Here is a 14,587-nt window from a genome sequence, read left to right on the forward strand (position 1 = left end):
AGAATAAGCTCAATTCACACGAAAAAAGGCTCCTGCCTATAGTCAGGAACCTTTCTTTTCTATGATGAATAAGGTACTCATTTACATCCATATCGATAGTGCACTATAAAGGAGCAATAAGGACATTATGATATTGAAGGAACGCTCATGCTTATTCAAGAAACGTTGAAACACTGCGCCAAAAATCGCCCAGCTCACTACAGCTACAAAACCAATACAGGTCAGGAGTAATGAAATCGTAATAAGCTCTATATACGATACATCATAAGGCATTACAAACGTTGAAATGACCGTAATACCATACAAAATGATTTTTAAATTGATAAATTGTAGCAACAGTCCTGATTTGAAGGAATATCCCTCATTGTGATCATTATCCTCCGTAGAGGATTTGCTCTTTGCAATTTTCACCGCCAGATAAAGCATATACAGACTGCCGAGAACATTCATCCAGATCTTAACCCGTGGCAAAAAATGATACAAAGCAAGATTAAAATAGCAGGCTAACAGCATAATGGCGAAACAACCTGCTGTTACTCCCAGCAAGAATGGGAATGCTTTTTTCAAACCCAACCGCCTGGCACTGTCTAAAGACATAATATTGTTGGGACCTGGCGTAAAGCTGCTAACAAGTGCATAAGAAAGGAACGGAATAAACGGCATACAACAATCAACTCCCGTATGTTATAATTGAATGAAATGTACGTTGAGACGCACATTTGTACTTTATGATTGTACAATATGTTCTTTATAAAGCACAATAGGAGCGAAGAATTATGGAGAATATTAATCTGATTTTAAGTAAAAATTTGAAACATCTAAGAAATGAAAGAAAATTAAGTTTAGATAAATTAGCTGATCTGACGGGGATCAGTAAAACGATGCTCGGTCAGATTGAGCGCGGAGAATCTAATCCCTCGATTACAACCGTATGGAAAATTGCGAACGGCTTGAAAATCTCTTTCACTGCTCTGATTAATGAACCACCTTCAGATGCAGTAGTCGTTCCTAAAAGCAAAGTACAAGTGCTTGAAGAAAATAATCAATATCGGTTGTATCCATTTTTCCCCTATGAAGGAAGTAGAAATTTTGAGGTTTACACCGTAGAGATTGAAGCAGGCGGAGAACTGAGTTCAGCGCCGCATCGTGAAGGTACAGAAGAATTTATTACGGTATTTGAGGGTGAGATGGTGGTAAAAGTCAGTGAGGAAATATACACGGTTAAAGCTGGAGATTCGATCCGCTTTAAAGCAGACCGCCCACACATTTACTATAATCTAGGAGAAACCCTGGTTCGGATGAATATGATTATTTATTACTCTGTATAGTTCAATCTTGAAGACCATAAGTATACAAGTCTTTAATTTAAATGATCCTATTAAAATAAGGAGCGCTTTTAATAGGATCATCGGTACAAATATTAAATGATTTGCCTGTATGCTGTTTAGGAGATTTTAATTTGCTTTATCACTCGTGCTGGATTTCCAGCTACAACCACATGATCTGGAACATCCTTGGTTACTACTGCTCCTGATGCCACTACGACATTATTACCTATCGTAACACCGGGATTAATAACTGCTCTACCGCCGATCCATACATTGTTGCCAATCGTTATAGGTTTTCCATACTCTGGGCCAGCGATTCGTTCAAACGGATCTATGGGATGAGTCGCTGTGTAAATATGGACTCCTGGAGCTATGAAACAATTATCTCCAATGCGCACTTCGCAAACATCCAAAATGGTACAGTCAAAGTTGGCGTAGAAATTTTCCCCAACATGGATATTGTATCCGTAGTCACAGCGTATGTTGGGTTCCATACCTATATTTTCACCAGTTGATCCGAAAAGCTCCTTAAGTAACTTTTCACGGTACTCACGATCCGTCTCTGCCGTCTGATTAAAGAGACGTACACATCTTCTCGCATACTCTCTTTCATTTGTTAATTGAGGATCAGCAGCTACATAAAGTTCTCCATTCATCATCTTTTGTTTTTCCGTTTTCATAGTCATGGGACAATCCCCTTTATATTTTAATCTGATTTTTTTCTTTCATCCCAATAGCTTGGGCTGCGCCCGATACCAAACCAGCAACAATAACGCCAGCAAGCACTACAATCAAGGCATGCAGAAGTCCAACATGTTCACCTAAAAACCCTAAGCCTGGAGGACCTACTAAAAAGGCAATGTAACCGATCGTGGCTACGGCTCCAACCCGGATAGCTGCACCACGAGGGTCATCTCCGGCAGCAGATAAGCCCACAGGAAAACCAAGTGAGGCTCCAAGCCCCCATAATACGACGCCCAGTCCTGCTATGAGGTAATGCTGTCCCCAGATCACTAGAATGATACCGATAGCAGCCAGGACAGCACTCCCTTTCAACACAGGGACACGGCCGTATTTATCCAGTATGAATCCGCCAGTAAAACGTCCAATGGTCATCGCTGCCACAAATAGTCCATACATATAGGAACCTGTTAAAGAATCCACGCCATAACCATCTACCATCGTTAGTGGCAGCCAGTCATTCGCAGACCCTTCTGCAAACGCCATACCTAACACGATGATACCGATCAATAAAATCCGTCTTTCTTTCCATACAGCAAGCTGCGCCTTGAGATTAGATCCGACCTTTTGAGTAGGAACTTCTTTCTCTATACCTGTATCGCGGGGCAGAAAACGATAAAAATAGAAAGTTACCGCTGCAATCATGACAGCCATTGCTCCAAAATGGACCACAACAGGTATGTGTAGTGCCGCTGCTCCAGAGCCAATAACCGCACCTACAAGTGTCCCCATACTAAATGAACCGTGAAAAGCAGGCAAAAGCGTTTTTTGCAATTGATTTTCTACCGCAGAACCTTCGACATTAAGAGCTACTTCCGCTGTCCCATAGCCACCTCCAAAGATGACCAAACCAGCAAATACGATGCTCGTGAGCGAAAATGCAGTTCCCAACCCTACAATGACAAAACCGATCACAATCAATATCGCACTTACCAAAATGACCGCCCGTCCACCTATACGAGAAATCATATTGCCTGCACTAAGTAGTCCCACTAAAGAACCTGCGGCTAATCCAAAAATAATGATTCCCATTTCGGCAGTCGAGACATGTAAAATATCCCGTATAATAGGCGTTCGAGACACCCAGGAAGCAAAAGCTACACCTGGTAAAGCGAATAACAAAAATAAAATATTACGAATTACCCGAGGATTCATGGATGATTCTACTGGCATTTACATATCTCCTTATCACCACTTTTTATTTATCTTTTAATAAGTTATATTATAATTAGTCATTCTATTCGTATCCAAACTATTTGTCAAAAAAACTGGACGGTATGATAAGCTGAGAGCAAGATCCCTTCCGTTTTCAGAGCTTCATCATTACAAGCCTTATCTCCATCCCCCAAGTCGCCCCAAACTGTTCCAGTGTGACGTGTTATGCCGAAATCCTTTCATCTTCTGTTGTAATTTCCAAGCACTCGACATTACTACCATTCGTGGTGCTGCCTTTGCAGAAAACGCGATGATTAGCAAAATGAAGTGATGGAGCGAACGCGGAAGCGGCGAAATGCAGCGTTCATGGTGTTTTCTGCCCTCCTTGGTCTACTTTCAAAGCCCTAACGATCCGTGAGTAGCGGCCCAGCAGTGCGTACTAGCTCTTAGGTGGCCGCTCTTGCCGCCTTAGAGCCAGTAGCATGAGCCTTTTTCCCCTGCTCTTGTCCTGTTGTTCTTCAGCCTATCGACTTCCTGAAGCTCGGATCAGAAAACTTAAAAGGAAAACATAAATAAAAGACGTCCCTTATTGCTCGGGACGTCCAAAATGAAGTGAAAAATCTATTTAATTTGATCTTTCCTTACTTCCCAGGATATAGGTAGAATAATATACGCTAATACCGAAGCACTATCAGGTAAAGCTTGCGTTACTGGCTTTTTGGCCCCTACTTTACCATATGTTACACTATTATCCACACGTTCTTTTAAGAAAAAATATTGTGTTTTGTCTACCGGTGATCGTTTCCCCTTTTCTTTCGTATACTTCCCTGAATCTTCTTCTATACCTTCCCAAACTAGATGTTTAACATCATCCTTAATTTCATAATAAGTGAGTAAGTTACCTACAACAGAGTAGTATCTTAAAGCCTCCCCTTCAGGAAAGATATACTGATAATAAATACCCTCCTCGGTATTATGAAGCGTATTTTCATCATTCAAAGGAAGGTTTACAGTGATTTTACGTGCCATCACCAAATCCGTACCTTGATACAGCTTCTTATATGTTTCTACTTGGTCAGCACTTCGAATAATGACAGTGTTCTTCTCCGCTTTCCAGTCTACGTCAGCCTTAAAGGCTTCGCTGATAAAATGCAAAGGCACAACAACGCGATTCTTGTTCAATTGAGCAGGCACATCCAAATTAAGCGTTTTTTCTCCATAAGAAGCTTCTTTTTGACCGATCGTAAGCACAAGTTTCTCTTTCACCCCAGGAGCATGACAGTCACCGTCTTCTTGTCCGCGTTCCAGACTAAATTAAGTTTTAGCGGCTTCAATGAAGCCAAAGAAAGCATAGTCCTTCCTGCAACAGAAACGGGTGGAGCATCTGAATTAACGGGCTCACTATTGATCACCAGTTGAATCGACGGTGCAGCAGAAAGCGGGATTGCAAACGTTAAGAGCATGCTTAAAGTAAGCATAGATGAAAGAAAGATTTTCTTCATACCTAAACAACCTCCAATAATTTGTAATAGTTACACCCCAATAAATTTCAAAGAAAAAGTTCGCAAAATTATATTGCGTAACGTTACGTAGTATTATATAATATAAATACAAAGAGGCGACCTACTGGTGCTGGGGTGCATTAGGAAAAGTCGCAAACCCCCTCCTTGTAACATCTAAATATAAACTAGGAGGAAATAATTATGAGTTATCATATTATTGTTAATTTACCACCATACGGACAACGCGATAACAAAGGAACTTTGAAAATGTACAACGGCAGCGGCTCACTTGTTTTTGGACCGGTAGAAGCCTTGGGACGTGGAGATCGAACCGATCACGGTGACAAAAATAATGCTAACTGGAGACTAACTGATGCTGACACTCCTCAAGGTGTTTACGGAGCAAGCATTGCTCCAGCAGATACTCCAGAGTCTTCCTACGGCCCGTACAAACGTGTAGCCATGAGTCCTATTAGTGGTGATATCACTGAAACCAGCCGATCTGGATTTTATATCCATGGTGGAGATCCTGGAACGTCTGGACCTTGGGTACCTTTACGTCCAACTCATGGATGCATTCGAATTTCTAATGCAAATGTAAAGCTCTTGCTGGCTGCAATTTCTAATACAGGTGGCACTGGAAAAGTAACTGTACAAAATCAATAATTGTATCTAGAATACAAAAAAGGGCAGAGTCTATGATTCTCGCCCTTTTTTGTATAGATGAAAACCTTCTGCATAGATCAATTACTTGAAATTAGAGTGGGACCTATTTTTTCCATATTGGATAACTCATCCTTAGTAACACTGCTAATGGTATTTATACTATTAGCAATTAAATTATATCTATATAATTTTAAAGAAGGGTTAGTTGGGAAATCGGCTATATAGTCAAAGCTTTTCCCATCCTTAAGCCACATAATACGATAAACACCTACATAAGCTTCTTGTAAAGGAGGATAAGAAAAAGTATTGTTTTCGACATCATAAATAGCCAACTTGCTTGTAGAGGTATCTCCATATCTAAAAGCTATTTTCTTTCCATCTGGTGACCAATTATTCGCACTAATACTTTCGACTGTCCCTTTGTTTTTAAACTTCAGCATATCATTAAATATAAAATATTTCCCATTAGAAAGGTTGACAAGCATCAACTTATTACCATAGCTATACCTTAGGGCAACAGCTACATACTTTTTTGTTGAGGATAAAGATACCGAATAAATATTATCAGGTTTTGGATCTATTTGGATTTTGAAGTTTCTATCCTTGTTTATAAAATTCATCGTGCTGATACTGCCTTTATCTACCTTTTTCTTGTCCGCTATAAATGTAACCTCATTTTCTTTCCAAGTAATTTTATCAGAAGTAACCTCTTTTACCGCCTCTTTGTCTGGCGAATAATAGAGTGATAAATCTACTTTTGTTTTACTTTGAGTCATGTCTGGCTTATTTGTATTAGTCTTACTCGTCTCATTAGGAATAGATTGGATAACATCTATATAGGATTTCGCCTTTGCAGTAATCTCCTTTTGTTGACCTTTATCATCTTTGTATAAAGCTGAGATATTCCCCTTATCATCATTAAACATCAAAATATCAGTTATCCATCCGACGTAATTATAACTTGGTTTTTGACCAGCACTGGATACAATATCATCCAGACCATTCCCTGATGTAAATTGCCAAACCGCCTTAGCTACTCCATCTTTAATTTCCACTATCGTATTACCAACATTGTTATAATACATGTATCTGGATGAATCCCCTCTCGGGAATACATAAAAATAGCTTTGATTAGCCCCCGGTTTTTCTAAGGAAGAAAGCGATTTGAAGGAGAATTGAATCGGCAACGATATAGCAGCCTGACGGGCTGCTTGTAAATCTTCTGCCTGCAAGCTCTCTTGGTCTACCTTATAATTACCGTCTTGAATAAATAAAATAGACCGAGCCTTCTCATAGTTTGCCTTGTAACCAAAGTTCTCCGACACAAAACGAATAGGTACCAATATCCTTCCTTGAGTCATTTGGACAGGAACGTCTACCTGAACTGCTTGGTTATTTTTAAATGCTTCTTTTTTGTTGGCCGTCAGCTTAATTTGATCTTTGCCTTTTGTGATGAGAGCAGATTGACTTTTACTATCCCATTGATAGGTTACCCCAAGTGAAGCAAGCGTGCGTATAGGGACCAAAACACGCCCGTCCTTAATAATAGGTGAAACATCAGTTGCTATAAACTTTCCATTCACATTCACCGCGTTAACGGATATAGGATTGGCAGCATCAGCAATCGCCCAAGATTGAAACGTAAGTACGAAGAAAAACACAAACACAATAACCTTTTTCAAGATAAATTACCTCCTTTTTCAATAAGTACCCTTACATAAGACGTATGAATTATCCGAAAAGTTTCTAATCCATACCAAAATTCATCTCAAAAATATATTGCGTTACGTTACGCTATATTATATAATGTAATTGTAGCCGATAAGTTTACTCTTTAAGCAGTCTTGCGAGATACATCACTGTTTAAAATATCTCAGTTTACACGTCGTCTACATACCCTAAAATGAAAAAAGGAGATTTTAATTATGGCTGATGAATATGCAAAGCTTTTAAGATGGACTGCTCTTAATTCTGTACGAGGTATGAAAGCAACGGTTACTCTCCCTAGTCCTGCGTCGAGTACAAGATGTGGCGGGCCTGGTAATGGATTTATCAACTACTATTTGGGAATGAGCTTTGGCAAACTTAGCTACGAATGCGGTATTTCTACTGCCCCTGGTCAAGCAGATAAGGATCGATGGCATTGGTTCTCCAATACAAATGACGGCGATGGATTCAGATACGGAGATTGGGGACAATTCCACGCTGGTGACACGATAGATATTATGCTTGAGCTCAAAGGTAGTCAGTTAACCTATTCCGTTAATGGACAACCTAAACGAACTTATAGTAAATCATTTACAGGCAATTTGAGTGAAGGCCGAGTTGTTATAGCTGCTTGCCATGCAGATTACAAGGGTCAAACAATCCCAAATCCACTTCCTGCATGGGATGTTACGCATAACCAAGTTACCGTGAGCAATATTCAGTATAAAAATGTGAACAATAGTTGGATTTCTTTTAATTCATCCAATTCTACGCCACCTAGCAGCACCACTAAATGGCCCGAAGGTAGAGCTCATAATGGAACACCTCAAGATTATAACATTTCTGTTCATCCTGGTAGTTCTTTGATGTATGCTTCTCTAAAAAAATAACGCATTTTATATTGCGTAATATTACGTTACGTTATGTTTTATTGAGTGGCGATCCATTGTGATCGCCACTTCCTCTATCACGATCAATAAATTTAGAAAGATACAAAGATGGGTGATGTAAAAATGGAAAATCTGTCCCTTTGGGTTAACTTGATCAGTAATGTGGGCTTTCCTATCATCATTGCCATTCTCCTACTAAGAAATTTAATGAGCAGCATCCAAGAGCGCCTGGATGAATTGAACAAGACCATGAACGAGCTATTAGAAACTATAAAAAAACAGAATAAATAGAAAATGAAAAAACTCCATATTTACTTATGGAGTTTTTTTCATAAAATCCATTATAAAATTTGAAACCTTTGGAAAAAAAGATCGTTAAATAGAATATCAAAAAGCATTGAATGAAAACATATGTTCGCATATAATATAGTAAGACACAAAAAAATGCAAAAAACCCTATTCTATATTGCGTTATTACACGTAGCGTAATATAATCAAATAAAAGGAAATACGAGGGGGAAATAACTAACAATGGACTTCGTTTCTCTCAATGAAAGCTTTTCTCCACTACAAGAATTGCCATCTTCTCCTTTATCGCTACATGTGCATGAAATCCTTAACACCGAGGATGCCGACACCAAGATTGCTATGAATATTGTTGACAAACCGATTTTTTTTAGTTTACTTCTAGTAACAACCAATGCCAAAGAAAATTATTGGAATGCACACCTTTTTTATATGGATCAGGTAGAGAAAAATAATAAGCAGTATCGTTACCATACCTTCTCCATCACCGAGAGCCTACACCTACATAGCTGCCTGTCTGAACTGTTCAAAGGATAATAAAAAAGCAGGACTCAATTCGAGTCCTGCTTTGCCCCTTTCACTCTTTGGTATTCCTCTTCAATAATTCTAGTTAATAGCTCTGTAGCGGTAATTCCCAGTTTTTTAGCCGTCTCTGCTAATTCTTTTTTAATGTATGCAGGAACATCATAATGGAATTTAACTTTATTCCCATAAGCCATTGGTTAGCCCTCCTAATTCTAATTCAGTCATTATTCATCACTTCCTGATACTTCTGATCAATGAGGCGAATTAACAATTGAGTAGCTGAGGTATCCTGTAGATCAGCACATTCAATGAGCTTTTCTTTCACTTCTGGAGCAAACTCATAGGGCAATTTGAGTTTTGGCTCGGACATCCTCCCCCCCATACTTTTTTCAACTTGAATCGCTTTGCTTATCATCAATTCAAGAGAATCCTTTTCTGCATCACTAAACTCGGTATATTTTAAAAGAACTCTGGATAGGTAGGATTTCAAAGCCTTCTGATTATCCTGATTTAAGGCAATGGTTAGGGTATCATCTTGTATGTCCAACTCACAATCAAAGTTGTTTCCAAACAAATTGATATTATATTTCACGATTACACTCCTTTATCAAACATTAAATTTTTGTTACTTATAATATACTTTGTTTCGTTATGTTACGCAATACTTTTTATTAACAATAATACTACAACAATTGGCATTTCAATATTAACTTGCCATCTTTTTTCCTAATAGCATCTATATTAAGCGTCAATCTGCGCGGGATCTGACCGGATAATCATTCATCATTTCATATTTTATCATCTGATCAGGTATGAGTGGCTTGCTTGTCATAGCGCTGCGGAAATGGGAAAACCTGGCCCATCGCTTCACTGATCGGCGGGCAGGCTGGCCAGACGCTCGGGTATGGGTGTGCTGTCGGTCCGGTCAGCTCCCCGGTTTGTAAAAGGGCGCGCTCAGCTGCCAACCATTCGTACATAAGAAAATCTTCACCGGGCGCATGCCCTGGCTGCTTTTCCAAATAGCGAAGAAGGAGCGCCCGGCGCTCAAGCGATAACGACCGGGACACGCTCACATGCTCGGCCCCGACATAGTGGACCCCTCCCATGTATACCCCACTATTTCCGGACGGCGCTGATTACTCTTCACCCATCCCACCGCTTCCTTTACATCTGGCTCTAACGGGCCATCGATCCATTTGACATTCACGCTGCTGCTTTGGGACGTTTCAGACGAACGCACAGTAAAGCTAACACCGGGAAACTTCACTTTCAGTACCTCACGTATTTTTTCGGCCGTTTCTGCGGACGTTTCATAGATCGCCTGCATGACGAATCAGCTCCTTTGGAATGGTTTTTAATGTGGGGGGTTCAGGGGGAAAATTCCCCCCTGATCGCTGCCCAAGACTGCCGCTACTACCGCTAGTAGTAGTAATCCAGTGCGAACGGCTCCATACTCACCAGCCGCCCCCGGCTATCCAGGGTAATACAACGGCGTGTCAGCCGATTGCGGTACCGATACACCCCGTTTTCATGCCCTTCATACATCACAGCAGCTAAAATCTGCTCTATTTCGTTGAGGTACGCCTTCAATAAATACTGGGTAAGGAGTGCGCCGGGTTCTGGCGCCCCCCTTCCCGAACAAGCGGAATATAGCGACCATTACAGCTGCACATGCCGCCGCACTACAATAGAGCGCGTGTCTAACTCAAAATCACAAATACGGTCATGGCCGCTCTCAGTCAAATGCCCCAGCATTTCATTTATGCGATTCGTTACAAAATGGTAGATTAACTCCCCGATTCGCCAAATGCAGCAATACACCGGGACATGCGGATTGACACGCGACAGCATCGCTTCCACATTACATACGCCCTTTTCGCGGAGTTGCTGCGCGGTGACTTCATACTCATTTGATTTTTGGAAATGTACACATATCGGCTGACCGTCGATAATAAAACGCGCCTGATAATAGATACCGTGAGCTACCTTAAAAGCGGCAATAACCTTTTGTTTATGGGCTTTCATCATGCTATATCCTCCTCCTGATTTGCGGGAATTAGAAAGCTATTAGGCTGGTACGTATCGCCCTGATATTGAATATCCGTGAAGCGGCTGCGCCAGGCTTCAGGCAAAAGCAGCCAGCGGAAAATGACCTGAAGGGCAAGCGGCCCGGAACCGTAGTAAAACCATGAAAAGCAAGTAAATTGAAATTGTTCATGCCGGGTACGGATGGTCAAGCGTTACCAGCGCCGAACGCTGTACGTTCCTCGGACAGTTACAATGTCCGCTGGTCGCAATCGCCCCCGCTCTAGCAAGCGCCGTACCGTCTGTAGAGCCTACTCGGTGGTTGGCCGTTTGTAATATCTATAGATTATGGGTTTCCTCTACTTTCTTGGTGTGTGCTGCGGCCTGTAGGCCGCAGCTGGATTTGTGCCGGTTGGTGGTTATGCTCTTGCCTTCGCTTCACATAGAGCGTCATAAATGGTGCTCAATTCTTCGTCAGCATCTTCCCAACCATCGGCAATCTGCCACGTAATCCCGCGTGCATCGAGCGTGATAACTACATTGGTTTTGTAGTTGCTGTTATCCCGAAACATGGCATTATACGTATACACGGTCGGTTTTTTAGAGACTTTAATAACTTCGCTTTCTTCAAAATCAAAAGCGTTATATTCTTGAAACGTCTTACAAAACGTGATGAAATCAGCGTATTCCATGTGCTATAACCTCCTTATGTGCCGGAGCTGCTACCCCGGATTCATCAAATGTCACTCCCAAAATGTGATCAGCCGCCTTTTGAGCGAGTCCCGCAGCCTGAATAATCCAATTCGGTTCCTGTGTCCTGTGCTGTGAACCATCTCATGGAAGCGAACGCTATAATATTCCTCGACCTTGGGATAATCCTGTAACGGTGGTACGCTGATACTATCCGTACTCGGTCTGTAGAAAGCTCGTCCTGAAGCAAAACTAGTAGGCGGTCCACCCACATAACCATTTATGATCGCTTCAGCAGCGGCAATTGGATCATGCTGAAACGCTAATGCCTGTCGTTTGCTTTGCAGTCCTTCGCATTGCGTTTGAATATTGAATACCGCAGATTTACGCAAAAACGGTGTTTTTTTTAGGTTCGTCTTCTGCGCTATCTTTGTCCTCCAGCTCCAACCACTTCCAAAACACCACGATTTGTGCCTGCGCTCCCCGCTTGACCCTGCCGCCTGCTTCCTTTATCTGTTTGAACATGGCGTATTCGCCAGAGTCCAGCAGCATTGTGTTAATGCCGCGATAGGGCTTTTGTGTTTTCCAGTTGACCGCGCCGCCGACAACCCACGGTTGCCTTCACGGGGGAACACCCGCCGCCAACATATCCAAAATGCGCTTGGTTACAAGCTCGTATACATCATTTTTCATATTGCCCTCCCATTTTTTCCCGTGTTATGATAGGAGGGTAGGAACGGAAAGCATCCGTCTTACCAACCTTTTGACCAAGGTTTGTTTCAGGCTTCAATCGTTACCGCGATTGGGGCCTTTTCCATTTTTGTTTTGATCTACAAATGCTTTTAAGTCTTGAAATGCTGCTAACTCTGCTCGGCAATCAACAAGAAGCTCGTCCAAATTTTCTTCTTTGTCACCCGCTGCCTGCTGTATTTCCAAACTGCATATATTTGATTCACAGCGCTGAATCCGCGCAAGGACCAACCATTCTAAAAAAGACCAATAATCCTCGATTTCGACCTCACGAACATATCTAAAAACGGTTGTAAAATCCTCCTCTTTCATGCTGGCTCCCCCTTACTATTCTTCCGGCAGTAACAGCGTGGTTACGTTGCGATCTGCTTCTGTAATAATCCAGAACCGAACACCGCTCGCTGCTCTGTAGGCCGACAACAGCCGCTCAACATCTTTTAAAGCCTGCTTGTTGCTTTCCTTGTCCTCTTCCGATATCTCGTCCCAGTTCCCCGAAATATGCCAGCGCAGAGCTAACAAAATTTCATGTTTTGGAACGGCTTGCAAGCATCCCGGTGTTCCCACTACTCGACCCAGAGGGAACTTTCTAACCATGTTTAGCATGATGTTCTTCTTTCCTTTCTGTTTTTGATTTTGGGTTGTCAAAAGAGCATTTTGGGGACGTTGCCTGCCGCATGGCCTGAATCCCCCAAAGGGAAAAAAATGCTTTCCAAACAAAAGAAACGGCGGCTGCCGTTTCTCTCCTTCTTCGATTTCACTTCCATAGCACGATGATGGAGCGCAGCGGAATCATGGTGCCGCTCTGTGCAGGTATACATGATGATTAGCGCAGCGCCAGCGTAGCGGCTCATGATGTGTGCCTGCCCATCTTTGATTTGACCCACAGCTCTTACGCTCCGTGGGCAGCGTAAAACGAACGACAGGAACGTAGAGCGCCTTGGCCGGGGTGCTCTTGCCAGCGTAGGCGCTTTTGTTATCGGCTTGAGTAGCATGAGCCAGTTTCCCCGCTCTTGTCCTGGCTCGCTCCCTTAATTGCCGATCAGACAGCCTACTTGCTACAGATACCCGGCTGGTTAAAACCAGCCTTTAGGGTTTCAACCGATGTATAAAAAGGTGCTCCTGGATTGCTCCAGAAACACCCCTACTAATTGTTCTTCAGCCCTATCAACTTCCTGAAGCTTACGGATAGGAAACAAATTAGGAAAATATAACAAAAGACGTCCCATATTGCTCGGGACGTCCAAATTGAAGTGAAAAATCTATTTAATTTGATCTTTCCTTACTTCGCCGGAAATAGACACAATAATATCCGCTAATACCGAAGCACTATCAGGTAAAGCTTGCGTTACTGGCTTTTTGGCCCCTACTTTACCATACGTTACACTATTATCCACACGTTCTTTTAAGAAAAAATATTGCGTTTTGTCTACCGGTGGTCGTTTTCCTTTTTCTTTCGTATACTTCCCTGAATCTTCTTCTATACCTTCCCAAACTAGATGTTTAACATCATCCTTAATTTCATAATAAGTAAGTAAGTTGCCTACAACAGAGTAGTACCTTAAAACCTCCCCTTCAGGGAAAATATACTGATAATAAACACCCTCCTCGGTATTATGAAGCGTATTTTCATCATTCGAAGGAAGGTTTACTGCGATTTTACGTGCCGCCACCAAATCCGTACCTTGATACAGCTTCTTGTATGTTTCTACTTGATCAGCACTCCGGATAATGACAGTATTTTTGTCCGCTTTCCACTCCACCTCTGCTTTAAAGGCTTCGCTGATGAAGCGCAAAGGCACAACAACGCGATTCTTATTCAATTGAGCGGGCACATCCAAAGTAAGCGTTTTTTCTCCATAAGAAGCTTCTTTTTGACCGATCGTCAGTACAAGCTTTTCTTTCACCCCAGGAGCATTGACAGTCACCGTCTTCTGGCCAGCATTCCAGACTAAATTGAGCTTAAGCGGCTTCAACGAAGCTAAAGAAACCATAGTTCTCCCTGCGACAGAAACGGGTGGAGCATCTGAATTAACGACCTCACTATTGATAACTAATTGAATCGACGGTGCAGCAGAAAGCGGAATAGCAAATGTTAAGAGCATAGCTAAAGTAAGCATAGATGAAAGAAAAATTTTTTTCATACCTAAATAACCTCCAATAATTTGTAATTACACTAAATTATAAACGTTTCGAACAAGAAAAAGTTTTGTTTTTCCAAAAATTATATTGCGTAACGTTACGCTATATAATATAATAAAACCACGGTAAGTCGTTTGTTGCAGAATGATTGATGAGTGCCGGG

Annotated in this window: 23 protein-coding genes and 1 pseudogene; 5 read left to right on the forward strand and 19 right to left on the reverse strand. The window is 41.7% G+C overall.

Going from position 1 to position 14,587, the window contains the following annotated elements; genetic code table 11:
• Positions 1 to 81: 81 nt before the first annotated feature.
• On the reverse strand, positions 82 to 663 hold the full coding sequence (locus tag GRP75_RS04545) for a LysE family transporter (RefSeq protein WP_023986882.1): 582 nt from the start codon (positions 661 to 663) through the stop codon (positions 82 to 84).
• A 113-nt stretch (positions 664 to 776) separates the two neighbouring features.
• Here GRP75_RS04545 and GRP75_RS04550 point away from each other — a divergent pair, with 113 nt between their 5' ends.
• Positions 777 to 1,328: a helix-turn-helix domain-containing protein gene (locus GRP75_RS04550; RefSeq protein WP_202403976.1), complete on the forward strand. Its 552-nt coding sequence runs from the start codon at positions 777 to 779 to the stop codon at positions 1,326 to 1,328.
• Between the two features lie 116 nt (positions 1,329 to 1,444).
• Here GRP75_RS04550 and GRP75_RS04555 read toward each other — a convergent pair whose 3' ends face one another.
• The 4 genes from GRP75_RS04555 to GRP75_RS29490 form a co-directional block, all read right to left on the reverse strand.
• Entirely contained in the window at positions 1,445 to 2,014 is a 570-nt protein-coding gene (locus GRP75_RS04555; RefSeq protein ID WP_160788711.1) for a sugar O-acetyltransferase, read from the reverse strand.
• A gap of 13 nt (positions 2,015 to 2,027) precedes the next feature.
• Positions 2,028 to 3,242 (reverse strand): MFS transporter, encoded by a 1,215-nt coding sequence (locus GRP75_RS04560; RefSeq protein ID WP_483311084.1) that lies wholly within the window; start codon positions 3,240 to 3,242, stop codon positions 2,028 to 2,030.
• 603 nt (positions 3,243 to 3,845) lie between these two features.
• Positions 3,846 to 4,475 carry a copper amine oxidase N-terminal domain-containing protein gene (locus tag GRP75_RS04565; RefSeq protein ID WP_337194208.1) on the reverse strand — a complete coding sequence of 210 codons (630 nt, stop codon included), beginning with the start codon at positions 4,473 to 4,475 and terminating at the stop codon, positions 3,846 to 3,848.
• 11 nt (positions 4,476 to 4,486) lie between these two features.
• On the reverse strand, positions 4,487 to 4,726 hold the full coding sequence (locus GRP75_RS29490) for a copper amine oxidase N-terminal domain-containing protein (protein WP_237448917.1): 240 nt from the start codon (positions 4,724 to 4,726) through the stop codon (positions 4,487 to 4,489).
• 201 nt (positions 4,727 to 4,927) lie between these two features.
• Here GRP75_RS29490 and GRP75_RS04570 point away from each other — a divergent pair, with 201 nt between their 5' ends.
• Complete coding sequence (locus tag GRP75_RS04570; protein ID WP_076160520.1) at positions 4,928 to 5,392, forward strand: L,D-transpeptidase; 465 nt, start codon at positions 4,928 to 4,930, stop codon at positions 5,390 to 5,392.
• 77 nt (positions 5,393 to 5,469) lie between these two features.
• Here GRP75_RS04570 and GRP75_RS29495 read toward each other — a convergent pair whose 3' ends face one another.
• Positions 5,470 to 7,074: a copper amine oxidase N-terminal domain-containing protein gene (locus tag GRP75_RS29495; protein ID WP_237448918.1), complete on the reverse strand. Its 1,605-nt coding sequence runs from the start codon at positions 7,072 to 7,074 to the stop codon at positions 5,470 to 5,472.
• A gap of 243 nt (positions 7,075 to 7,317) precedes the next feature.
• Between GRP75_RS29495 and GRP75_RS04580 the strand changes: the two genes are divergently transcribed.
• The 3 genes from GRP75_RS04580 to GRP75_RS04585 all read left to right on the forward strand — a co-directional run bounded on the left by GRP75_RS04580 (position 7,318) and on the right by GRP75_RS04585 (position 8,832).
• Positions 7,318 to 7,989 carry a hypothetical protein gene (locus GRP75_RS04580; RefSeq protein ID WP_076160518.1) on the forward strand — a complete coding sequence of 224 codons (672 nt, stop codon included), beginning with the start codon at positions 7,318 to 7,320 and terminating at the stop codon, positions 7,987 to 7,989.
• Positions 7,990 to 8,097: 108 nt separating this feature from the next.
• Complete coding sequence (locus GRP75_RS29120; RefSeq protein WP_076160515.1) at positions 8,098 to 8,280, forward strand: hypothetical protein; 183 nt, start codon at positions 8,098 to 8,100, stop codon at positions 8,278 to 8,280.
• Between the two features lie 240 nt (positions 8,281 to 8,520).
• Positions 8,521 to 8,832, forward strand: a complete 312-nt coding sequence (locus GRP75_RS04585; protein WP_160788712.1) for a hypothetical protein — start codon at positions 8,521 to 8,523, stop codon at positions 8,830 to 8,832.
• 14 nt (positions 8,833 to 8,846) lie between these two features.
• Here the strand turns inward: GRP75_RS04585 and GRP75_RS29125 are convergent, their stop codons facing one another.
• The 13 genes and pseudogenes from GRP75_RS29125 to GRP75_RS04640 form a co-directional block, all read right to left on the reverse strand.
• Positions 8,847 to 9,014 carry a hypothetical protein gene (locus GRP75_RS29125; RefSeq protein ID WP_014280161.1) on the reverse strand — a complete coding sequence of 56 codons (168 nt, stop codon included), beginning with the start codon at positions 9,012 to 9,014 and terminating at the stop codon, positions 8,847 to 8,849.
• A gap of 23 nt (positions 9,015 to 9,037) precedes the next feature.
• Positions 9,038 to 9,412 carry a hypothetical protein gene (locus GRP75_RS04590; RefSeq protein WP_160788713.1) on the reverse strand — a complete coding sequence of 125 codons (375 nt, stop codon included), beginning with the start codon at positions 9,410 to 9,412 and terminating at the stop codon, positions 9,038 to 9,040.
• A 477-nt stretch (positions 9,413 to 9,889) separates the two neighbouring features.
• Positions 9,890 to 10,147, reverse strand: coding sequence for an LPD29 domain-containing protein (locus GRP75_RS04595; RefSeq protein ID WP_076161399.1), 258 nt, complete (start codon positions 10,145 to 10,147; stop codon positions 9,890 to 9,892).
• 92 nt (positions 10,148 to 10,239) lie between these two features.
• Positions 10,240 to 10,368, reverse strand: a complete 129-nt coding sequence (locus GRP75_RS30245; protein WP_272917179.1) for a hypothetical protein — start codon at positions 10,366 to 10,368, stop codon at positions 10,240 to 10,242.
• 111 nt (positions 10,369 to 10,479) lie between these two features.
• Entirely contained in the window at positions 10,480 to 10,848 is a 369-nt protein-coding gene (locus GRP75_RS04600) for a hypothetical protein (protein ID WP_076161395.1), read from the reverse strand.
• Positions 10,845 to 11,057: a hypothetical protein gene (locus GRP75_RS04605; protein WP_076161390.1), complete on the reverse strand. Its 213-nt coding sequence runs from the start codon at positions 11,055 to 11,057 to the stop codon at positions 10,845 to 10,847. Before GRP75_RS04605 ends, GRP75_RS04600 begins: the two co-directional genes overlap by 4 nt.
• A 207-nt stretch (positions 11,058 to 11,264) precedes the next feature.
• Positions 11,265 to 11,537: a hypothetical protein gene (locus tag GRP75_RS04610; RefSeq protein WP_076161386.1), complete on the reverse strand. Its 273-nt coding sequence runs from the start codon at positions 11,535 to 11,537 to the stop codon at positions 11,265 to 11,267.
• 51 nt (positions 11,538 to 11,588) lie between these two features.
• Positions 11,589 to 11,927, reverse strand: a complete 339-nt coding sequence (locus GRP75_RS04615) for a zincin-like metallopeptidase domain-containing protein (protein WP_076161381.1) — start codon at positions 11,925 to 11,927, stop codon at positions 11,589 to 11,591.
• Positions 11,920 to 12,141, reverse strand: a pseudogene (locus tag GRP75_RS04620) (ArdC-like ssDNA-binding domain-containing protein); the annotation flags it as partial. The pseudogene GRP75_RS04620 and the gene GRP75_RS04615, both read right to left, overlap by 8 nt.
• 180 nt (positions 12,142 to 12,321) lie before the next feature.
• Positions 12,322 to 12,597 carry a hypothetical protein gene (locus GRP75_RS04625; protein WP_076161377.1) on the reverse strand — a complete coding sequence of 92 codons (276 nt, stop codon included), beginning with the start codon at positions 12,595 to 12,597 and terminating at the stop codon, positions 12,322 to 12,324.
• A gap of 15 nt (positions 12,598 to 12,612) precedes the next feature.
• Positions 12,613 to 12,888 (reverse strand): hypothetical protein, encoded by a 276-nt coding sequence (locus GRP75_RS04630; protein ID WP_160788714.1) that lies wholly within the window; start codon positions 12,886 to 12,888, stop codon positions 12,613 to 12,615.
• 38 nt (positions 12,889 to 12,926) lie between these two features.
• Positions 12,927 to 13,169 (reverse strand): hypothetical protein, encoded by a 243-nt coding sequence (locus tag GRP75_RS04635; RefSeq protein WP_076161368.1) that lies wholly within the window; start codon positions 13,167 to 13,169, stop codon positions 12,927 to 12,929.
• A gap of 375 nt (positions 13,170 to 13,544) precedes the next feature.
• Positions 13,545 to 14,426 carry a copper amine oxidase N-terminal domain-containing protein gene (locus GRP75_RS04640; protein WP_076161363.1) on the reverse strand — a complete coding sequence of 294 codons (882 nt, stop codon included), beginning with the start codon at positions 14,424 to 14,426 and terminating at the stop codon, positions 13,545 to 13,547.
• Positions 14,427 to 14,587: the final 161 nt, after the last annotated feature.

The organism is Paenibacillus sp. OT2-17, assembly GCF_009827695.1.
GTDB lineage: Bacteria > Bacillota > Bacilli > Paenibacillales > Paenibacillaceae > Paenibacillus > Paenibacillus polymyxa_B.